This window comes from Polaromonas sp. P4_F9, from assembly GCF_056401235.1.
The window spans coordinates 25,940-47,333 of the sequence record NZ_JBFUJT010000017.1 but is presented as its reverse complement, the minus strand read 5'-3'; the positions used below and the strand labels follow the sequence as shown (position 1 = coordinate 47,333).

General features: G+C 65.5%; 17 protein-coding genes. 13 read left to right on the top strand and 4 right to left on the bottom strand.

All coding sequences use genetic code 11. The annotated features are described in order from the left end of the window. Positions 1 to 198: 198 nt before the first annotated feature. Complete coding sequence (priA, locus tag AC1DUB_RS15960; protein WP_477730330.1) at positions 199 to 2,409, top strand: replication restart helicase PriA; 2,211 nt, start codon at positions 199 to 201, stop codon at positions 2,407 to 2,409. Between the two features lie 202 nt (positions 2,410 to 2,611). Here priA and AC1DUB_RS15955 read toward each other — a convergent pair whose 3' ends face one another. Continuing rightward, on the bottom strand, positions 2,612 to 2,926 hold the full coding sequence (locus AC1DUB_RS15955) for a hypothetical protein (protein WP_477721433.1): 315 nt from the start codon (positions 2,924 to 2,926) through the stop codon (positions 2,612 to 2,614). A gap of 561 nt (positions 2,927 to 3,487) precedes the next feature. Here AC1DUB_RS15955 and AC1DUB_RS15950 point away from each other — a divergent pair. The 8 genes from AC1DUB_RS15950 to AC1DUB_RS15915 all read left to right on the top strand — a co-directional run bounded on the left by AC1DUB_RS15950 (position 3,488) and on the right by AC1DUB_RS15915 (position 10,145). Beyond that, on the top strand, positions 3,488 to 3,952 hold the full coding sequence (locus tag AC1DUB_RS15950; RefSeq protein ID WP_477721435.1) for an SUF system Fe-S cluster assembly regulator: 465 nt from the start codon (positions 3,488 to 3,490) through the stop codon (positions 3,950 to 3,952). A 35-nt stretch (positions 3,953 to 3,987) separates the two neighbouring features. Then, positions 3,988 to 5,436 (top strand): Fe-S cluster assembly protein SufB, encoded by a 1,449-nt coding sequence (gene sufB, locus AC1DUB_RS15945; protein ID WP_477730329.1) that lies wholly within the window; start codon positions 3,988 to 3,990, stop codon positions 5,434 to 5,436. A gap of 22 nt (positions 5,437 to 5,458) precedes the next feature. Beyond that, positions 5,459 to 6,229, top strand: coding sequence for a Fe-S cluster assembly ATPase SufC (gene sufC / locus AC1DUB_RS15940; RefSeq protein ID WP_477730328.1), 771 nt, complete (start codon positions 5,459 to 5,461; stop codon positions 6,227 to 6,229). Between the two features lie 86 nt (positions 6,230 to 6,315). After that, entirely contained in the window at positions 6,316 to 7,644 is a 1,329-nt protein-coding gene (gene sufD / locus AC1DUB_RS15935; protein WP_477730327.1) for a Fe-S cluster assembly protein SufD, read from the top strand. Beyond that, positions 7,641 to 8,984 (top strand): SufS family cysteine desulfurase, encoded by a 1,344-nt coding sequence (locus AC1DUB_RS15930; protein ID WP_477730326.1) that lies wholly within the window; start codon positions 7,641 to 7,643, stop codon positions 8,982 to 8,984. The genes sufD and AC1DUB_RS15930 overlap by 4 nt, the downstream gene beginning before the upstream one ends. Next, positions 8,984 to 9,433: a Fe-S cluster assembly sulfur transfer protein SufU gene (sufU, locus tag AC1DUB_RS15925; RefSeq protein ID WP_477721440.1), complete on the top strand. Its 450-nt coding sequence runs from the start codon at positions 8,984 to 8,986 to the stop codon at positions 9,431 to 9,433. Before AC1DUB_RS15930 ends, sufU begins: the two co-directional genes overlap by 1 nt. 5 nt (positions 9,434 to 9,438) lie before the next feature. Next, positions 9,439 to 9,825 carry an SUF system Fe-S cluster assembly protein gene (locus AC1DUB_RS15920; protein WP_477730325.1) on the top strand — a complete coding sequence of 129 codons (387 nt, stop codon included), beginning with the start codon at positions 9,439 to 9,441 and terminating at the stop codon, positions 9,823 to 9,825. After that, positions 9,825 to 10,145, top strand: a complete 321-nt coding sequence (locus AC1DUB_RS15915) for a non-heme iron oxygenase ferredoxin subunit (protein WP_477730324.1) — start codon at positions 9,825 to 9,827, stop codon at positions 10,143 to 10,145. The genes AC1DUB_RS15920 and AC1DUB_RS15915 overlap by 1 nt, the downstream gene beginning before the upstream one ends. A 30-nt stretch (positions 10,146 to 10,175) precedes the next feature. Here the strand turns inward: AC1DUB_RS15915 and AC1DUB_RS15910 are convergent, their stop codons facing one another. Further along, the gene (locus tag AC1DUB_RS15910) at positions 10,176 to 12,515 is read right to left on the bottom strand and encodes a PAS domain-containing sensor histidine kinase (protein ID WP_477730323.1); all 2,340 of its coding nucleotides are present in this window, start codon (positions 12,513 to 12,515) and stop codon (positions 10,176 to 10,178) included. A 469-nt stretch (positions 12,516 to 12,984) separates the two neighbouring features. On the opposite strand from AC1DUB_RS15910, the gene AC1DUB_RS15905 reads away from it, so the two are divergent. Beyond that, on the top strand, positions 12,985 to 13,674 hold the full coding sequence (locus AC1DUB_RS15905) for a protein-L-isoaspartate(D-aspartate) O-methyltransferase (protein WP_477730454.1): 690 nt from the start codon (positions 12,985 to 12,987) through the stop codon (positions 13,672 to 13,674). 162 nt (positions 13,675 to 13,836) lie between these two features. Further along, complete coding sequence (locus AC1DUB_RS15900; RefSeq protein ID WP_477730322.1) at positions 13,837 to 16,293, top strand: spermine/spermidine synthase domain-containing protein; 2,457 nt, start codon at positions 13,837 to 13,839, stop codon at positions 16,291 to 16,293. Positions 16,294 to 16,381: 88 nt separating this feature from the next. Here AC1DUB_RS15900 and AC1DUB_RS15895 read toward each other — a convergent pair whose 3' ends face one another. Beyond that, positions 16,382 to 17,344: an AEC family transporter gene (locus AC1DUB_RS15895; RefSeq protein WP_477730321.1), complete on the bottom strand. Its 963-nt coding sequence runs from the start codon at positions 17,342 to 17,344 to the stop codon at positions 16,382 to 16,384. 164 nt (positions 17,345 to 17,508) lie between these two features. Between AC1DUB_RS15895 and AC1DUB_RS15890 the strand changes: the two genes are divergently transcribed. Next, positions 17,509 to 19,650 (top strand): UvrD-helicase domain-containing protein, encoded by a 2,142-nt coding sequence (locus AC1DUB_RS15890; RefSeq protein WP_477730320.1) that lies wholly within the window; start codon positions 17,509 to 17,511, stop codon positions 19,648 to 19,650. Between the two features lie 48 nt (positions 19,651 to 19,698). Here the strand turns inward: AC1DUB_RS15890 and AC1DUB_RS15885 are convergent, their stop codons facing one another. Further along, the gene (locus AC1DUB_RS15885) at positions 19,699 to 20,523 is read right to left on the bottom strand and encodes a phosphate/phosphite/phosphonate ABC transporter substrate-binding protein (protein WP_477730319.1); all 825 of its coding nucleotides are present in this window, start codon (positions 20,521 to 20,523) and stop codon (positions 19,699 to 19,701) included. Positions 20,524 to 20,896: 373 nt separating this feature from the next. Here AC1DUB_RS15885 and AC1DUB_RS15880 point away from each other — a divergent pair, with 373 nt between their 5' ends. Then, a complete protein-coding gene (locus AC1DUB_RS15880; protein WP_477730318.1) occupies positions 20,897 to 21,394 on the top strand; it encodes a hypothetical protein in 498 nt (165 codons plus the stop codon).

The window sequence follows — 21,394 nt, the reverse complement described above, 5'->3', positions numbered from 1 at the left end:
TATAGAAACTTTGAATTGCTTTTTTTCCGGGCATTTTAAGAAAAGCCTTGATTTACAAGGCTTCGCGCAGATCCCCGGGAAGCTATCAACAAAGTTATCCACAGAAAAACTGGAAATCCGTAAAGCATTGGGAAATCAAGTACTTAGCGCACTAACTGGAAGTACTTTTGAAGAAGTCCTCGCATCTGGTTGTGCCGCATGACCTGCTGGATCGAGGTGGTCATGGCCACGCCCGCCCACAGCGCCGTCGCCGGGCCCCTGACTTACCGAAGTGAGTTCCCACTATTTCCGGGTGCGCTGGTGCGTGTGCCGCTGGGCAAACGGGAAGTGCTGGGCGTGGTGTGGAGCATCCTGCCGGACAGTGGTGGCCTGCTGGAAAAGCAGGTCCGTCCCATTGCCGGCGTACTCGACGGGCTGCCGCCCCTGTCCACCACCTGGCGAAAACTGGTTGCCTTCACGGCCGGCTACTACCAGCGCTCGCTGGGCGAAGTGGCGCTGGCCGCTCTGCCGCCGCAATTGCGCGAGCTCAGCGCCGTGCAGCTGGGGCGCCGGCTCAAACGGCCCACGGTGGACACCAGCCACGCCCCGGCTACCGCTGATTTAATAGCACTCACCCCCCAACAGATGCGGGCACTGGCCGAATTTGATGCCGACACCCGGCCCGCCCTGCTGTTTGGCGCCACCGGCAGCGGCAAAACCGAGGTCTACCTGCGGGCCGCGGCTCGGGTACTTGAGCAGGACCCGGACGCCCAGGTGCTGGTCATGGTGCCCGAAATCAACCTCACGCCGCAGCTGCAGGCCCGTTTTGAGGCGCGCTTTGCCCACCTGGGCAAGGAGCGGGTCGTGCCCCTGCACAGCGGGCTCACGCCGGCCCAGCGGCTGAAAAGCTGGCTGGCGGCCCATACCGGGCAGGCCCGGCTGGTGCTCGGCACGCGCATGGGGGTGCTGGCCTCCCTGCCCAATTTGCGCCTGCTGGTGGTCGACGAGGAACACGACCCGAGTTACAAGCAGCAGGAAGGCGCGCGCTACTCGGCGCGCGACCTGGCGGTCTACCGCGCCAAGCTGGAAACCGCCGAGGCCGAACACGCGCACGGCCCCTGCCGCGTGCTGCTGGGCTCGGCCACGCCCTCGCTGGAAAGCTGGCAGGCCACCCTCACCGGCCGCTACCAGCGCCTCATCATGGACGAGCGCATTGGCACGGCCCCATCAACCGGCGAGGAGGCCGCGCCCTATTCCGCCGGGCCGCGGCCTGGCCCCTCCTCTCCCCCGAAGGCTAGGGAGCCAGGCGCCCCAAGCGCCCCAGGTGACCCGGGCAGCCTGCCCACCGTGCGGCGCGTGGACATGAACCACCAGCCCAAGCACTGCATCATCGCGCCGCCGCTGCTGGACGCGATTGCGCAGCGCGTAGCGCGCGGCGAGCAGTCCCTGATCTTTTTGAACCGGCGCGGCTATGCGCCGGTGCTGGCCTGCCATGACTGCGGCTGGAAAAGCGAGTGCCCGCATTGCAGCGCGTTTCGCGTCTTCCACAAGATAGACCGCACGCTGCGCTGCCACCACTGCGGTTTCACCGAGCGCGTGCCGCGCGCCTGCCCCAGCTGCGGCAACATCGACATCGCGCCGGTGGGGCGCGGCACCGAGCGGCTGGAAGAGCATCTGGCCGAACTGCTGGCTGGCGTGAAGCGGCCGGACGGCGAGCCGGTGCGCATCGCCCGCATCGACGCCGACACCACGCGGCTCAAGGGCGCGCTGGAATCGCAGCTGGCCAGCGTGCATGCGGGCGAGGTCGACGTGCTGGTCGGCACGCAAATGATTGCCAAGGGCCATGACTTCCGGCACATCACGCTGGTGGCGGCCGTCAACCCCGACGGGGCGCTGTTCTCCAGCGACTTCCGCGCGCCCGAGCGTCTGTTCAGCCTGCTGATGCAGGCCGGAGGCCGGGCCGGCCGCGATGCCCGGCACAGCGAGGCCAGCGAGATGTGGGTGCAGACCTTCCACCCGGACCATCCGCTGTTCGAGGCGCTGAAAAAACACGACTACCCGGCCTTTGCCGCACAGCAGCTGGCAGAGCGCCAGGCGGCCGGCATGGCGCCCTTCGGTTTCTCGGCGCTGGTGCGCGCCGAGGCCCGCACGCAAGAGGTGGCGCAGGGCTTTCTCAACGCCGCGGCAGCATCGGCCACGGCGCAGCAGATCACCGGCCACGACCAGGTCACAGCCTACCCGGCGGTGCCGATGACGATCCAGCGCGTGGCCAACATCGAGCGCGCACAGATGCTGGTGGAAAGCCCGTCACGCGCGGCCCTGCAGCGCTTCCTGGCCGCCTGGCAGCCGGTGCTGTTTGACACCCGCCAGCACAGCGACTTCAAAAGCCTGATCCGCTGGGCGGTGGATGTGGACCCGATTGCAATTTAACCTGGAAACGGCAGTTGGATGCGCTGTCACCCAGAAGGTGAATGCGATCGAAGAGGGAAAAGTCAATGTGCTTGCGGCTTTCCTGAAGTTTGCGTTCACCCTTCCGGAAAGCCGACCCTCAACGTTCAAAGCCCGGTGAACCAAATCACAGAAAGACAGAACACAGAACTCGAGCGGGCCGCCCTGTTTTTCGACAAGCCATTTAGGGCCCCTTCATACGCTCAGACTCCATGGCGGCATTGCGCTCTTCACTGGCCTCAATGGGCTCCATGTCCTCGTCGATGGACGCCCCCGCGCGTTCTGCGGCCGCTTTCGTTTCGTCAGCAGCGGCGCCGAACCCTTCATCATCATCATCGCCTGGAGGCTCCAGCATATCTTTCAGCATGGCCGCCAACTCCGGTGTGTCCCACGGCTCGCCATGCTGCTTTTTCTTTTTGATGTAGTGCCTGATTTCTGCGTCTTGCTCCGCGGTCAATGGAAGCCCACGGAAAGTGCTTTTAGGGTCAATGTCGGGCATGGTGTTCCTCCGGGGTTGGTCTCGCACTCCGGCGTAGCGGAGGTCGCCGTCGGCACGGATACGTGAAGGACGTGAAGGCCGCCAGCACGGCGGATTCGTTGGAACCCATCACGGGCGGACGCGATGGCACCGCGTCGTCTGCCGGGAAGTCGATCTCGCGCGCGTTGTCGCAGCCCCAGAGGCACACACCGTGCCTGGATCCGTCGTAGCTGCGGCTGGGGTTGGAAAACTTGAGCGCCATGCTGTCATCCTAGTCCTATTTGGTGACGGCGTAATCACGGCCTGAGTAATCACCGTGCATCGTGTGGCTTCCTTCCTTGCGTCAGCCCTCGGCTCTGAGGCCGGGTTTGTGACAGGGGAAAAAGCAGCACGAAAAGCCGCACGCAGAGGCGAATATCCCTGCGCCAACGAACGGCGGCTCCTGACCGGACTGTGCCTGCCTCGGTTCAAGCTCCAGACGCGACCCGAAGCCGAGGTTCAACCTTGTCCATGCCCGAGGAGGCTTGCATTTCCTGACATTTAGGACTAAATTGGTTCCATATAAAGAGGAAGGCCACGGCAATGTTGAGACTGAGCAAGCTGACCGACTACGGCACGGTGATCATGACCCACATGGCCCGGCAGCCGGCCCGCGTCTACAGCGCCGCTGAAGTGGCCACCGCGACAGGCGTGACAGTCCCCACGGCGAGCAAGATCCTGAAGACGCTGGCACGGGAAAACCTGCTGCAGTCGCTGCGCGGCGCCCACGGCGGTTACCTGTTGTCGCGGCCACCGGATGAGATTTCCATTGCCCAGGTCATCGACGCGATGGAAGGGCCGGTCGGCGTGACCGAGTGCAGCGCCGCCCTTGGCCTGTGCGCGCAGGAAGGTTCGTGTTCGTTGCAGGCGAACTGGCAGCGCGTCAACCAGATCATTCGCCGCGTGCTGAGCGACCTCACGCTGGCGGACATGGCGCAACCGGTGTTTCGGCCGGTGAACGTCGGCGCACTGCGGGCCCGGCAGCCACGCGAGGGCGTGAGGCAGTAGCAGACGCGGTCGCAACGGGCAACGGGAGATGACACATGGCAAACTCCACAGTCAAACTCGACGAACTGATCAGTCAGGGCTACCAGCACGGCTTCTACACCACCGTGGAGACGGACACCGTGCCGCGCGGGCTCTCCGAAGACGTGGTCCGCCTGATCTCGGCCAAGAAGGGTGAACCCGGCTTCATGCTCGACTGGCGGCTGCAGGCCTATCGCCACTGGCTGACGATGACCGAGCCGCGCTGGGCCACGGTGCGCCACCCGCCCATCGCCTACCAGGACATCGCCTACTACTCCGCGCCGAAATCGCGCAAGGACGGGCCGCAAAGCCTGAACGATGTGGACCCGGAGCTGCTGCGGACCTATGAGAAGCTGGGCGTGCCGCTCGAGGAGCGCGCACTGCTGGCCGGCGTGGCGGTGGACGCGGTGTTCGACAGCGTGTCGGTGGCGACCACCTTCAAAGAGAAGCTGGGCGAGCTGGGCATTGTGTTCTGCTCGTTTTCCGAGGCGGTGCAGCAGCACCCCGACCTGGTGCGGAAATACCTCGGCTCGGTCGTGCCCTACACCGACAACTTCTTTGCCACGCTCAACTCGGCGGTGTTCAGCGACGGCTCGTTCTGCTACATCCCGCCGGGGGTGCGCTGCCCGATGGAGCTGTCCACCTACTTCCGCATCAACGCCAGCAACACCGGCCAGTTCGAGCGCACGCTGATCATTGCCGATGAGGGCGCCTACGTGAGTTATCTGGAAGGCTGCACCGCGCCGATGCGCGACGAGAACCAGCTGCACGCCGCGGTGGTCGAGCTGATCGCGCTGGAAGGCGCGCAGATCAGGTACGCAACGGTGCAGAACTGGTACCCCGGTGATAAAGAGGGCAAGGGCGGCATCTACAACTTCGTCACCAAGCGCGGCGACTGCCGCGGCGCCAACTCGAAGATTTCCTGGACCCAGGTGGAGACCGGTTCCGCCATCACCTGGAAGTACCCCAGCGTCATCCTGCAGGGGGACAACGCCGTGGGCGAGTTCTACTCGGTGGCGCTGACCAACCACTACCAGCAGGCCGACACCGGCACCAAGATGATCCACCTCGGGAAGAACACCCGCAGCACCATCCTGTCCAAGGGGATCTCGGCCGGCCACGGCCGCAACGCCTACCGCGGGCGGGTGCTGGTGGCCAAAGGCGCTGCCGGCGCACGCAACTACACGCAGTGCGACTCGCTGCTGCTGGGCGACCGCTGCGCGGCCCACACCTTCCCCTACATCGAAGTGAAGAACCCGACCGCCCGGGTCGAGCACGAGGCCTCGACCTCGCGCATCGGCGAAGACCAGTTGTTCTATTGCCAGAGCCGCGGCCTCGCACCGGAAGACGCGGTGTCGATGATCGTCAACGGCTTCTGCAAGGAGGTGTTCAAGGAGCTGCCGATGGAATTCGCGGTAGAGGCGCAAAAGCTGCTGGGCGTGAGCCTGGAAGGCAGCATCGGCTGAAAGCGATTGACAAGGACAGACCATGCTCGAGATCAGGGACCTGCACGTCTCCGTCGATGACAAGCCCATCCTGCGCGGTATCAATCTCACGATCCGGGCGGGCGAAGTGCACGCCATCATGGGGCCGAACGGCTCAGGCAAAAGCACGCTGGCCCATGTGCTGGCCGGGCGCGACAACCATGTGGTGACCGCCGGCGAGGTGCGCTACGAGGGCCGCAACCTGCTTGAGCTGCCGCCTGAAGAGCGGGCGCGCGAGGGGATCTTTCTGGCCTTCCAGTACCCGGTGGAAATCCCCGGCGTCGCCAACATCTATCTGCTGAAGGCGGCGGTCAATGCGCAGCGCCTGCACCGCGGCGAGCCGGAGCTGGACGCGGTGGACTTTCTCGCGCTGGTGAAGGGCAAGCTGGCACTGATGGGCATGGACACCAGCCTGCTGTACCGCGCGGTGAACGAGGGTTTTTCCGGCGGCGAGAAGAAGCGCAACGAGATCCTGCAGATGGCCGTGCTGGAGCCGAAACTCGCCATCCTCGATGAAACCGATTCTGGCCTGGACATCGATGCGCTCCAGGTCGTCGCGGGCGGCGTCAGCGCCATGCGCAGCCCGGAACGGGCCATCGTGCTGGTGACCCATTACCAGCGCCTGCTCAACTACATCGTGCCGGACCACGTGCACGTGCTGGTACAGGGCCGCATCGCGCTGTCCGGCGGGCGGGAGCTGGCGCTGGAGCTGGAGAACCAGGGTTACGGCTGGATCGAGGCCGAAGCCAGCTGCCAGAAGGGAGCGATCTCATGAGCGCGGCGCAAAACCACTTCAGTCACTTCAGGCAAGCTCGCGCGCCCCTCGAGGGGCAGCCCGGCATTGCCGGGCATGGGGGTCCCATGAGCGCCACCGCAGCCGACTTCTACCGTGACGAATTCGCCCGCCTCAAGGCGTCACTGCCCGGCGGGCGCCTGCCGTGGCTGCAGCGTGCGCGCGAAGCGGGCCTGGCGTCTTTCGCCGCCACCGGCTTCCCGACGCTGCGCCAGGAGGACTGGAAGTACACCAGCGTCGCCGCCATCGAGAAAAGCCGGTTTGTGCTGGCCGCGCGGGCGCCGCCGGCGGCAAACGGTGTCACGGCGCAGCAGATCGAAGACTGGAGCCTGCCCGACACCCAGCGCCTGGTGTTCGTGAACGGCCACTATCAGCCGCGCTGGTCGCGCATAGCGCCGCTGCCCGCGGGCGCCACGCTGGCCAGCCTCGCCGAGCTGCTGGAACGCGACCCCGAGCGCCTGCAAAGCCTGCTGGGGCCGACGCCGGACACCTACCCGTCCGGCTTCGCCGCACTGAACGCGGCCTTCATGACCGACGGCGCCTATGTCCATCTGGCTGCCGGCGTGGCACTCGACACGCCGATCCACCTGCTGTTCGTCGCCACCGAAGCGGGCCTCGCGGTGCAGACGCGCAACCTCGTGGTGGCCGACGCCGGCAGCCGGGCCAGCCTGATCGAGCACCATGTGGCCGTGGGCGATGGCGCCTACTTCACCAACGTGGTCACCGACCTCGTGGCCGGGCGCGACGCCGGGATCGAGCACCACAAAGTGCAGCAGGAAAGCCTCAAGGCCTTCCACGTCGCCGCAGTGAATGCGGACCAGCAGCATGGCAGCCGCTTCACCTCACGCTCGTTCGCGCTGGGCGCTGTGCTGGCGCGGATCGACATCGGCGTCGGGCTCAATGCCGAGCACACCACGTGCGCGCTCGACGGCCTGTACATGACCGACGGCCGCCAGCATATCGACCACCACACCCGCATCGACCATGCCCAGCCGTACGGCACCAGCCGCGAGTTTTACAAGGGCGTGCTGGCCGGTGCATCCCGCGCGGTGTTCAACGGCAAGGTGATCGTGCATGCCGATGCGCAGCACAGCGATGCCGATCAGACCAACCGCAACCTGCTGCTGTCGGACAACGCCGAAGTCGATACCAAACCGCAACTGGAGATCTACGCCGACGACGTGAAATGCAGTCACGGCGCCACCGTCGGCCAGCTCGACCCCGAGCAGATCTTCTACCTGCGCTCGCGCGGCGTGGACGATGCGTCGGCGCGCGCGCTGCTCACCTTTGCCTTCGCTGAGGAAGTGGTCGACCGGGTGGGCATTGCGCCACTGCGGGCGCGGCTGGAGAAGCTGCTGCTGGGCCGCCTGCCCGAGCGGGTGAAGGAGCTGATATGAACCACCCCCGAAGCGCCTTCGGCGCCTCCCCCTCAAGGGGGCGCCAGCAGCGGCCCGGCGAAGCCGGTTCCGCGCTGGCCCGCGATGAGGGCGATGTGCTTCATACGCCGTGGGTCACGCCAAGCGCGCTGAAGGTGGCGCGGCTGCGGCAGGATTTCCCCATCCTGCACCGGACTGTGCACGGCAAGCCCCTGGTCTACCTGGATAACGCCGCCACCAGCCAGAAGCCACAGTGCGTGATCGACTGCGAGGCGCGCTACTACACCGAGCTGAACGCCAACATCCACCGCGGCGTGCACAGCCTGAGCCAGCAGGCGACCGAGGCCTATGAAACGGCACGCGACACCGTGCGGCGCTTCATCCATGCGGAGCGCCGCGAAGAAATCGTGTTCGTGCGCGGCACCACCGAGGCGATCAACCTGGTGGCGGCGAGCTACGGCCAGCGCCTGCGGCCCGGCGACGAAATCCTGATCACCGAGATGGAGCACCACTCCAACATCGTGCCGTGGCAGCTGCTGTGCGAGCGCACGGGCGCGGTGCTGCGCGTCGCGCCCATCGACGACGCCGGCGAGTTGCGCCTCGATGAGTTCGAGCGCCTGCTGGGCCCGGCGACGCGCATCGTCGCGCTCACGCAGCTGTCGAATGCGCTCGGCACCCTCAACCCGGTGCAACACCTCGTTGCGCTCGCCCATTCGGCGGGGGCGGTGGTGCTGGTCGATGGCGCCCAGGCGGTGGCCCACCTGCCGGTTGACGTACAGGCGCTCGACTGCGATTTCTACGCCTTCTCCGGCCACAAGCTCTACGGCCCGACCGGCATCGGCGTGCTCTACGGCAAGGCTGCGCTGCTGGACGCCATGCCGCCCTGGCAGGGTGGCGGCGACATGATCCGCGAGGTTACCTTCGCCCGGACGACGTACAACGACCTGCCGTACAAGTTCGAGGCCGGCACCCCGCATATCGCGGGCGGCATCGCCCTGGGGGCGGCGATCGATTATGTGAACATGGCGGGTTTGCCCGCCATCGCCGCCCATGAACACGCGCTGCTGGCCTACGCCACCGAACAGGCGGCCGGGATGGCCGGCCTGCGCCTCATCGGCACCGCCCGGGACAAAGCGAGCATCCTGTCGTTCACCGTGGCGGGCGTGCACCCGCACGATGTCGGCACCATTCTCGACGACGAAGGCGTCGCGGTGCGCGCCGGCCACCATTGCGCCATGCCGGTGATGGCGCATTTCGGCGTGCCCGCCACGGTGCGCGCCTCGTTCGCCCTCTACAACACGGTGGAGGAAGTGGATGTGCTGCTGCGCGCGATCCGCAGGGCGCAGGAGGTATTTGGCTGATGTCTGACTTGCGCGATCTGTATCAGGAACTCATCGTTGACCACTACCGCCACCCGCACAATTTCGGGCCACTGGCGGGGGCCAACCGCCGCGCCGAGGGTTTCAATCCGCTGTGCGGCGACCGGCTGACGCTTTACCTCCAGGTCGTGGACGGCGTGATCCAGGACGCCCGCTTCGAAGGCTCGGGCTGCGCCATTTCCACCGCCTCGGCGTCGCTGATGACCGACGCCCTCAAGGGCAAGACCGAGGCGCAGGTAGAAGCGTTGTTCGCCGGCTTTCACGCGCTGGTGGCGGGCAGCAGTGACTCGCCGCCGACGGTCGCGCTGGGCAAGCTGGAGGTGCTGGCCGGCGTGCGCGAATTCCCGGTACGGGTGAAATGCGCCACCCTGGCCTGGCATACGCTGCGCGCGGCGCTGCGCGAGGTCAACCAGCCGGTTTCGACGGAGTGAATGCGATGAACATTTTCGATTTGATACACCAGGCCAAGGAGGCCGTTGCCCCGCGCCCTGCTGCGCCGGCTGCCACCACCCCCGCCACGGGCTTGCAGGCGCGGGTGGTCGAGGCCCTGCGAGGCGTGTTTGACCCGGAAATCCCGGTCAACATCTACGACCTGGGCCTCATCTACGGCCTGGACGTGGACGAAGCCCGCGGCAAGGTGCATATCCGCATGACACTGACCGCCCCCGGTTGCCCGGTGGCACAGACCTTTCCCGAAGTGGTCGGCAGCGCCGTCGACGAAGTGCCCGGCGTGAACGAGGTCGAGGTCGAGCTGGTGTGGGAGCCGCCCTGGTCCAGGGACTTGATGAGCGAGGCGGCGCGCCTGCAACTGGGGCTGCTGTGATGGCCGACTGGACCGACGTCGCCCCGGCGGACGGCTTCCCGCCCGGCAGCTGCCGCACCGTGGACGTGGACGGCGTGCCCATCGCCGTGTTCAACGTCAACGGCCGCTATTACGCCATCGAGGACCTGTGCACCCACGAGGCCGAGACCCTGTCCGACGGCGAAGTGCTGGACGACATCATCGTCTGTCCCCGCCACGGCGCGCAGTTCTCGCTGGTCACCGGCGAGGCGCTGTCGCCGCCGGCCTACGAGGCCGTGCCAACCTTCCCGGTGCAGGTCGAGAACGGCATGGTGCAGGTGCGGGACGACCGCTTCGACTGACACCTTGACTCCAAAGCGGCAGCCACCCCTTCAGGCTGCCGATTCGCTGCGTTGACCCAGGGTAAAGCAGAACATCGCGCCTTCGTTCAATTTGCCTTCGGCCCAGACGCGGCCGCCGTGACGGTCGATGACACGTTTCACGGTGGCCAGCCCGATGCCGGTTCCGGCGAAATCTCCCGGTGAATGAAGGCGCTCGAAGGTGCCAAAAAGCTTGTGCGAGAAGGCCATGTCAAACCCGACACCGTTGTCCTTGACAAAAAAAACGGTGTCGCCATCGGCGTCCAGCTCGCAGCCCACCTCAATCCGCGTCAGCAACTGCCTGGAAGTGAACTTCCACGCGTTGGCCAGCAGGTTTTGCAACACGGCCGACAGCAGGCGGGGGTCGCCTTGCGCGCACAAGCCATCCTGGATGAGCACCTGCGCCTGGCGCTGCGGCTCCCGCTCCCGGTGGTCCTGCTCGATCCGCCGGGCGACGGCCGAAAGATCGACCGGCTCTGACTTGATCTGTTCGCGGGACAGCTTGGCCAGGGTCAGCAGGCCCTCAATCAACTCGCCCATCTCCTTGACCCCGGCACCAATCCGGTTCAGGTAGTGCTTGCCCTTGTCGCTGATATTTTCTGCTTCGGCCTTCGCGAGCAGCTGGCTGAATCCGTGGATGGTATTGAGGGGCGAGCGCAGGTCATGGGACACGGAGTAGGCGAAAGACTCCATCTCCTTGTTCGCCGCGGCGAGCTGGGCCGTGCGCAGCAATACCCGTTCCTCGAGTTCACTGTTGAGGCTGAGAATTTCTTCCTGCTGCTGCCGGCGCTCCGTGATGTCGCGCTCGACCGCCACCCAATGGGTGAATCTGCCGGACTCGTCGGCGATGGGGGCGATGTCTGTTTCCAGCCAGAGCTCCTGGCCGGCCTTGGTGTAAGTGACAATTTCCGCGCGTACCGCTTGCCAGTTTTTCATGGCGATGCGAATGCGGTCCAGCTCCGCCTGCCCGGTTTTGGCTCCCCACAGCAGCGTCGAGGCATGTCCGATGACCTCCTTCCGGCCGTATCCGGTGTGACGCTCAAAGGCATCATTCACAAAAACGATTCGCGGCCCCGTATCGTTGAAGGTCTGGGCTTCGGTAATGACCACCATGTCATTCAGGCGGGACACCGCCGTCTCCAGCAGGCGCAGCTGTGCCTGCTCCGCGCGCCGCTGGGTGATGTCCTGAAAGTAAACCGCGAGCCCCGCCTCTGTGGGATAGACGTGGAAGGCAAACCAGGTCTGCAGCGGCTGATGAAAAGCCTCAAAGCGGGTCGTGTGTTGCGCTTGAGCCGCCAGGCGGTATTCACGTTCGATGCGCGCGCCCACGGCCTCGGGAAGCTCCTGCCACAGCGTATGGCCCATCAGGTCTTCCCGGCGGCGCTTGAGCATTCGCTCTGCCTGACCGTTGACGAAGGTGAACTTCCACTCCCTGTCAATCAGGAAAAAACCGTCGGTGATGCTTTCCAGCGTGGTGAGGAGCTGCGCCTCCAGCGCGAGCGTGCGCGCCTCCGCCTCCTTTTGCTCCGAGATGTCCTGAAAGGCACCCTGGATGCGGATGATCTTTCCCGTGGCATCACGCACGGCCTCGCCGGTAGAACGCACCCAGATGCGCCGGCCCTTGGCGGTGAGCTTGGGCAGCACAAATTCGTAAGGCGTACCGTGTTCCACGCAATCCTGCACATGACGGATGACTATCGGTCGATGCTCCGGGAGAAAGTAGCTGATCCCCTCTTCCAGCGTCGGTTGATAACCGGGCGCCACGTCGTGAATCAGGCAGTTTTCATCCGACCAGGTCAGCGTGCGGCCCGGCAGCTCAATCGTCCATCCCCCCAGGCGTGCCACCCTGCCAGCGATGCGGTTGATGGCGAGGTTTTTCTCCAGGAGCGCAGCGGCCTGTTTCAGGTCGTCAATATCGGTCAAGGTACCCAGCCAGTGGGCCGTCAGTCCCGCCGCGTCATAGTGCACAACGGCCCGGCCCAGCATCCAGCGATAGACGCCATCAGCCCGGCGCAGACGGTATTCGACCTCGCAGGTCTCGCCACTCTTGAACGCCTGCGCCCAAAGTTCGGCGGCCCGCGGGCCGTCATCGGGATGCACGAGGCCGGACCAGCCGCGGTCCAGGCTCTCCTCCAGGGACAAGCCGCAATAGTCAAACCACCGTTGATTGAAGTAGGTGTACCTGCCATCGGCCCGCATCATCCAGACGATCTGGGGTATTGCGTCTGCCAGCAGGCGCAATGGTGTGTCACCCATGCCGCCCGCGCACAAGGCCTCAGCGGGGAGCTTGCGGTCAGTGATGCCCTGCACGGTGCCTGACAAAGTTATCGAGCTGCTGCCTGTCCTGTTCACGCACTCTCCCCGTGTGTGTGTCGTTCTGACTGAATCCTGGATCAGCGAACACGATTGAAATCTTTTCGCAGTCCCGCTGCACTCGCGGCTTTGACGTATTGTGGATTATCACGTGCCACGTCCGGCCACTTCGACGGCGTTCATGATTGTGGTTGAAATGTTGCAGGCCGCCTGCTTTGCCGAGAGAATGCCCGGCCCAGCCCGCGCGCGCCGGCTGGGGAGATCGTTTTGAGCAGCGCATGAATGCTGCATCGCACCCAGGCCCGCCAGCCCGACCTTGGCTCGCCGGGCGCCGCGCCCCCCGGACCACTTCCATGCTGTGGGCTTACACCACAGGCTGGACCGCGATCTCCCGCTCTGCCATGATCAGGACATCTCCGCTCCCCCATGACGGACTCCGGCCCGTCGTCGAACCGAAGCGATGGCCACACCCACCGTCCGTGTTGTTGCCGCAGCGCTCCTCTTGAGCATGACGGGGGCACAGACCGCCGCAGCCGAAGACTTCGCGTCCGGGCACCGGCGGATGATGGAGGAAATCACGGCGCTCGTTCGCGAGACCCGCACCGAAACCGGCAAGCCAGCCCTTGATGAGCAGGTGATGGCTGTCATGGGGAAGGTGCCGCGGCACGAGTTCGTTCCCGCTGACCAGCTTCCCCGTGCCTACCAGAACCGCCCCCTGCCGATCGGCCACGGGCAGACCATCTCGCAGCCTTACATCGTCGCACTGATGACCGATCTGGCCAGGGTGGAACCCGGCCACAAGGTGCTCGAGGTCGGCACCGGCTCGGGCTATCAGGCGGCGGTGATGGCGCACCTGGCGCGTGCCGTCTACACCATCGAGATCATCGAGCCGCTGGGGCTGCAAGCCCGGCAACGCCTGCAGAAGCTGGGCTATGACAATGTCCAGGTGCGGCTGGGCGACGGCTACCACGGCTGGGAGGAACACGCGCCGTACGACGCCATCCTCGTCACCGCGGCGGCCAGCCACATTCCGCCGCCGCTCATCCGCCAGCTCAAGGCCGGCGGCAGGATGGTGATTCCGGTGGGCGCCGCGTTCATGGTCCAGCAACTGATGCTGGTCGAGAAGAACCGCGATGGGACGGTGTCGACCCGGCAGATCCTGCCGGTGGCCTTCGTTCCGCTGACCGGCCAGCGCTAGGATGAAGAAACCCACCCCCGTTGCTGGCTCACTGCGTGTAGCCGCCTCCCCCCTCGAGGGGGCAACACCAGCGGCCCGGCAGAGCCGGTTCCGCGGTGTTCCCCGCACAGGCCTCGCGTTTCATGCGTCGCGGCTCGTGCGAAGCGCGGTGGAGCAACTGAGATGTCCATGACCGGGGCACGCGAGCTGGCACGTGGCGGGCCCGCCCCGCCGGTGATCGGCGTGGCCTTGATCTCGGCCGCCGCGCTGGCTTACGAAATCCTGCTGATGCGGCTGTTCTCCATCATCCTGTGGCACCACTTCGCCTACATGATCATCAGCCTGGCGCTGCTCGGCTATGGCGCCAGCGGCGCCGTGCTGACCTTGGCGCAGCGCGCCGTGCAGCGGCACTTTGCACCGCTGTTCAGCGCGGCCGCCGCAGCGTTCGGGGTCAGCGCCATCGGCTGCTTTGTGCTGGCGCAGCGCGTGCCGTTCAATCCGCTGGAAATCCTCTGGGACCCGCGCCAGCCGGTATACCTGCTGGCGGTCTACCTGCTGCTTCTGCTGCCCTTCCTGTGCGCCGGCGCCTGTGTCTGCATGGCCTTGTCATGCTTTCGCGGCAAGGTGCCGCGCATCTACAGCTTCGACATCCTGGGCGCCGGGGTGGGCAGCCTGGGCGTCGTGGCCCTGCTGTTCGTGCTGTCGCCGGCGGACACCTTGAAGCTGATCGGGGCCTTGGGATGGGCCGCCGCGGCGGTGGCGTGGCTCGAATGCCGGGGCGCCGGGCACTGGCGGCCGGCGGCCCTGCTGATGGTCATGGCAAACCTGCCCTTGCTGTTGCCGCCCGCCTGGGTGGCACCCGTCATGTCGCCGTACAAGGAGCTGTCGCAGACCTTGCGCATTCCCGAAGCCCGCGTGGTGGCGCAACGATCGAGCCCGCTGGGCCTCGTCAGCGTGGTCGAGAGTCCGCGCATTGCGCTGCGCCACGCGCCGGGACTGAGCCTCAATGCAACGGCCGAGCCGCCGCCGCAGCTGGGGGTCTTCATCGACGGCGAAGGCCTCAACGCGCTGACCCGATTCGACGGGCGGCAGGGCAGCCTGGTCCATCTCGACCAGATCAGCTCGGCACTGCCCTACCACCTGCTGCGCCATCCGCGCGTGCTGGTGCTGGGTGCCGGCGCCGGCGCCGACGTGCTGCAGGCTCACCATCACGGCGCCAGCCAGATCGATGCGGTGGAGCTGAACCCCCAGGTCGTCGATCTGGTGCGGCGCCGGTTCGCGGACTATGCGGGCGGCATCTATTCGGGCATCGCGCGCGTGCATGTGGCCGAAGCGCGCGGCTTCGTCGCGGCCAGCAAGGAGCGCTACGACCTCATCCACGTGGCGCTGCTCGACTCCTTCAGCGCTTCCTCGGCCGGCCTCTATGCGCTCGCCGAAAACTATCTCTACACGGTCGAAGCCATGCAGGACGACCTGCGGCATCTGCAGCCCGGCGGCCTGCTGGCGATCACACGCTGGGTCACGCTGCCGCCGCGCGATGCGCTCAAGCTCTTTGCCGCCGCCGTGGTGGCGCTGGAGCGATCGGGCGTCGCCGATCCCGGGTCCCGGCTCGCCCTGGTGCGCAGCTGGAAGACCACCACGCTGCTCGTCAAGAACGGCGCCTTCGACGGCGCGGACATCGCGGCGATCAAGGCCTTCTGCGCCGCCCGCTCGTTCGATGTGGCTTACTACCCCGGCATGCGGCCGGAGGAGGCGAACCGCTACAACGTGGTCGAAGGTCCCGACCTGTTCGACGGCGCGGTGGCGCTGCTCGGTCCGGGCCGGGAAGCATTCCTGCAGGGCTACAAGTTTCACATTGCCCCGGCCACCGACGACAAGCCGCACTTCTTCCACTTCTTCAAGTGGCGCTCGCTGCCCGAGCTCTTGTCGCTGAAGGGGCGAGGCGGCTTGCCGCTCCTCGAATGGGGCTATCCGGTGCTCGTGGCAACGCTGGTCCAGGCGGTGCTTGCGAGCCTGCTGTTGATCGGCCTGCCGTTGGCATGGGTCACATGGGTTGATGCCCGGCAGGACCACAGCATGCCCCTCACCGACTCGCGCGGCCGCGTCCTCGTCTACTTTCTGGCGATCGGTTTCGGCTTCATGTTCATCGAGATTGCGTTCATCCAGAAGTTCGTTCTGTTCCTGAGCCACCCGCTCCATGCGGTCGCGGTCGTGCTGTTCGCGTTTTTGCTGTTCGCCGGCATGGGCAGCCGCGTTTCCGGGCGCCTGGCAGCAGGCACCAGGGCCATGCGGCACCCGGCGGCAGTGGCGGGCGCCATTTTCCTGTCGGCGGCGCTTTGCCTGGCCCTGCTTCCCTGGCTGTTCCGGCACGCGATGGGGCTGCCGGACGCGGCAAGAATCCTGATCTCGGCCGCCCTCATCGCCCCGCTGGCGTTTTTCATGGGCATGCCGTTCCCCCTGGGTTTGGCAAGGGTGGAGGCCATCAATGCCCGGCTCATTCCCTGGGCTTGGGGTATCAACGGCTGCGCGTCGGTCATCGGAGCGGTGCTGGCCACGCTGCTCGCGATCCATGTCGGGTTCACCGCCGTGGTCATGGCGGCGCTGGTTCTGTATGGGGTTGCGGCGGCGACCCGTCCTTGACACGTCATGCACACCGCCTCGCCACAGCAGAACAGGAAAGCGGACCGTGCGCCGGCCAGGCCAGCGTCAGGCTGCGGCCGCCGGGTTCTCAGGTCAACAAACTCACCGCCGCCGAGAAGCTGAAAAACGCCAGCACCGTCGACAGCAGAATGATCCGCGCAATGCGCCCGTTGTCGGCGCCGAAACGCTCGGCCAGCAGGGCCACATTGCTGGCACTGGGCAGGGCGGCCACCAGGATCACCACGGTCAGGGCGAAGCGGTCCAGCGGCAGGCCGGCGGCAATCGCCCCGAAGCCGACCAGCCCGACCAGCACCGGATGGACCACCAGTTTGATCAGCGCCACCGGCACATAGTCCCGCAAAGGCACGGTTTCCGCGGTGTTCATCTGGGAGCGCGCCAGCACCGCACCGATGGTGAACAGTGCCACCGGCGAGGCGGCATCGGCCAGCAGCCCCAATGTCTGCATCACCGGCGCAGGCAGGCTGAGCCCGAAGCCCGACGACAGGGCGCCCAGCACAATGGCCCATGGCATCGGATTGAGCGCCACGCCGCGCAGCGCTTTTTGGGCGGCCACCTCGGCGCCGTGGCTATCGGCCGAGTCCAGCCGCGACAGCGCAATGCACAGCGAGCTGGTGACCAGCAGATCCACCACGATGGTCACAATCGCCGGGCCGGCCGCCTTCACGCCGAGCAGCGCCACCAGCAGCGGCACGCCCATGAATCCGGTGTTGGGAAAAGTGGCCACCAGTGCGCCGAAAGAGGCATCGTTCCAGCCGATACGGCCCTTGGGCCGGTCCCGTGTGACCGCAATCGTGAACGCCACCAGCAGCAGCGCGCACAGCAGGTACACGGCGACCAGGCTGGCATCGAGCAGCTGGGCAACCGGCGTGCTCGCGCCAAAGCGGTACAGCATGCACGGCAGCGCGAAATACAGCACAAAGGTGTTGAGTCCCGGAATCGCGAGCTGCGGCAGCAGTGCGCGGCGGGCGGCGACATAGCCGCACAGCACCAGGGCAAAGAAAGGAAAGGTGATCAGAAGAATGCTTAACACAGGGCGTATTGTCACCGGCCAGCCGGGCACGCCGGTGACTGGCTATGATTCCCGCTGCCTGGTGCCATTTTTTCGGCCCTGGTCTGCCCTGGTCTGATTTCCGATTTCTTCACACTCACCCACGCTGCCCTCCACTTTCCACTTTCTCCACGCATCCTGCCTGCATGTCGTCTCCCTCCCCTGCTTCCCCCGTCGCGCCGTCCGGCGCTTTTCCCGCCAGTACCGGGCTCAACCTCGCCCAGCAGGAAGCCGTCAACTACCTGCACGGCCCCTGCCTGGTGCTGGCCGGTGCCGGCTCGGGCAAGACGCGGGTGATCACGCACAAGATCGGCCGGCTGATCCAGTCCGGGCTGAAGGCCGAACAGATTGCCGCCATCACCTTCACCAACAAGGCGGCCGCCGAGATGCGCGAACGCGCCAAAAGCCTGATCGGCAGACAGGCCAAGGGCGTGCTGATCTGCACCTTTCACGCGCTGGGCGTGCGCATGCTGCGGCAGGACGGCCAGGCGCTGGGCTTGAAGCAGCAGTTCTCTATCCTGGACAGCGATGACGTGACCAGCATTTTGAAAGACGCCGGCGGCAGCACCGACGTGGCAACGGCGCGCCAGTGGCAGTGGACCATCAGCGCCTGGAAAGGCCAGGGGCTCAATGCCGCCCAGGCCGCAGCCCAGGCCAGCAACGACGAAGAGCGCCTGGTGGCGCGCGTCATGGCGCACTACGAAGAGCGCCTGACGGCTTACCAGAGCGTGGACTTTGACGACCTGATCGGCCTGCCGCTCAAGCTGCTGCGGGAGCACGAAGCGGTGCGGAGCAAATGGCAGCAGTCGCTGGGCCATGTGCTGGTCGACGAATACCAGGACACCAATGCCACGCAATATGAAGTGCTCAAACTGCTGGTGGGCACGCGCGGCCGCTTCACGGCGGTGGGCGATGACGACCAGTCGATCTACGGCTGGCGCGGCGCCACGCTGGACAACCTGAAGAAACTGCCGCAGGACTACCCCAGCCTCAAGGTGGTGAAGCTGGAGCAGAACTACCGCTCGACCAGCGCCATCCTGCGCGCCGCCAACAACGTGATCGGCCCCAATCCCAAGCTGTTTCCGAAGACCCTGTTCTCGGAACTCGGCGAGGGCGAGCCGGTGCGCGTGGTGGACTGCGACAGCGAGGAGCACGAGGCCGACCGCGTGGTGGCCCGCATCCAGAGCCTGCGCGCCGAAGGCACCCTGCAGGCCTCGGGCGCGCAGTACAAGGAGTGGAAAGACTTCTGCGTGCTCTACCGCGCCAACCACCAGGCCAAGCCGTTGGAAAAAGCCTTTCGCAAAGCGCAGATTCCGTACAAGGTGTCGGGCGGGCAAAGCTTTTTTGACCGCGCCGAGATCAAGGACCTGTGCAGCTGGATGGTCCTGCTGGTCAACAACGACAACAACCCGGCCTTCATGCGCTCGGTGACCACGCCCAAGCGCGGCATCGGCCACACCACACTGGGCGCCCTGGGCACCTTTGCCGACCAGTACAAGCTCAGCCTGTTTGAGGCGCTGTTCAGCAACTCATTGAGCTCGGTGCTGCCGGCCAAGGCGGTCGGTTCGCTGCAGGAATTCGGCCGCTACCTGAACGAACTGGAATACCGGGCCAGGCGCACCGTGGGCGCGGAAGATGCGCGCACGTTTCTGAACGACTGGCTCAAGGAAATCGACTACGAAAAACACCTCTACGACGGCGAAGACAGCGAAAAGGTCGCGGCCGCGCGCTGGAGCAATGTGATGGATTTTTGCGACTGGATGGCGCAGCGCTGTGGCGGGCAGATTGACGATGCGGCGGGCGTGACCACGGCCAAAGAAACCAAAACCATGCTTGAAGTGGTGCAGACGATTGCGCTGCTGTCCACCATCAGCGAGCGCGAAGGTGACCAGAATGTGGTGACACTGTCCACCCTGCACGCCTCCAAGGGCCTGGAGTGGCCGCATGTGATGCTGGCCGGCTGCAACGAAGGCCTGTTGCCCTTCAAGCTCGAAGAAGACGACGGCAGCAACACCGACAACATTGCGTTGCGCCTGCAGGAAGAACGTCGCCTGATGTATGTGGGCATCACCCGCGCCCAGCGTACGCTGGCGGTCAACTGGCTGCGCCGGCGCAAGAAGAACCGTGACACCATCGCCGGCATCCCGAGCCGGTTTATTGCCGAGATGGCGCTGGACAAGACCACGGTGAAAGAAGACCCGCGCGAAAAACTCAAGGCCCTGCGGGCCGAGTTTGCCAAAAAATCAGCCGATGGACTGGCCGCCGCGGCGGCCTCGGAACTGCGCTAGAGGGCCGCGACTGCGCCCCCTTCGGATGCGCGACTCAGGCCCGTGCCGTCAAATGCTCAGCCACTTGCCCAGGCCGATCAGTGCGGCCTCGTCGGATACCAGAAAGCCCGGGACATTGAGTGCGTCCAGACGCTTTTTGCCGTCGGAATTTTGGTCCAGTTCCACGAAGTAGCTGGTGAGCTGGGCGCGCTGCGCTTCAGACAGCTTGCTACTGGCAATCATGTGCTTGATGGGGACCGGCTTGCTGCTGGCCAGCACCTTGCCGCCCTTGTCCTGCCAGTTTTTCACCACGGCGCGCGATGCGCTGACGCCAGCCGCCACAAAGTTGTTTTCAATCATGAAGGGGACGGCTTCCTGCAGCTTGACATAGGTGGCGGGCAGCGGCTGCGCCCCCAGTGCGTCACGCAGGGTGGCGCGCATGATCACCGAGGTGATGGAGTCTTCGTCGGGCGCGCCGATTTTGCCCGCCTTCAGGTCGGCCAGGGTTTTCAGCGTCGAGTCGCCGCGCACCATGAACGACGCCTTGTACTCGGTGAAGCCCTTGGTCAGCGCCACGAGATGGTAGCCGCCGCTGGTCATGGCGCGGATGGAGTGGTGCGCCGGATGCACATAGGCCAGGTCGTAGCGCTGCTCGGCCAGCCCTGCCGCCAGCTCTTTGTAGTCGGTGACGGGCTGAACCTTGACCGGCCGCTTGAGCAGCTTGCTCAGGTCTTCCGAAATTTCCCGAAAACGCTCGACGGTGGCGACGGGGTTGACGCGGTAGGTCACGCCTTCGTTCACCGCGAACAGCAGCGGACCACCCTGGGCCCAAGCCGACCCGGCCACCGTACCCAGCCCGAGAGCCAGCGCACACAGACACTTACGAATGGTCATGAAATTCTTTCGGATAATAGGAACATCCGGCGATTATCAGGTTACAAATTCTTGCACTCCCTCGGGTTAACCTGCATACCGCGTTGCCGCCACGCCCGCGCTTGCTCTTGACGCTCTTGCTCGTGAAATAGTGCACAAGTTCAACCCACTGCGCGTTGTTTTTAAACCTAAACCGACTTCGCGCCCTGACAACTTAAATCCTTATTCCAACCGCGACCCTTCGTCCATTTGCGCGGCCGGTGCCGCCGGCATGCAGCCTTCGCTGCGGCCTGGCGCCAGCCGTGGGCATGAATCCATCACTTTCATTGTGTTCCGCTACGCCCTGGTTGCCGTACCAGCGCCAGAGCGATCTAACCAGGACATTTACCCAGTCATGACGTCAAAGATGCTTCGACTCACGCTCTTGTTCATCGCTGCCTGCACCCATTTTTCCGGGGTCAGCGCCCAAAACACAACGAAAGCTGCATGCCCGCCCGCCCAAGCCCTGAAGGCCGAGCAGCTGCATGGCCTGTGGGCCGTGCGCTTTACCACCCCACCCGCGGGCTTGCCGGCCCGCGCCACCATGCGGCTGGAGCGGCATGCGGAGTTCACGGAAAGCCTGGCCGGCACCGTCAGCCGTGAACTGCGCGGAACCAAGGACGCCCCGAAGGCTGGCGGCCATGCCGCGAAAGCCGCGCTGGCAGGCGACCTGGAGGACGGCCTGCTGCTGCTGGATGAGTCGTCCGACAACATCAGCATCACCGGCACCTGGAATGGTGAAGCGGTAGAAGGCTCCTGCGGCCGGATGTTCCGGGGCACCTGGAAAGACACCAGCAGCAGCGCACCGGCCAACGCGCCCGACGTGCCCTTCACCCTGACCCGATTACCTTGA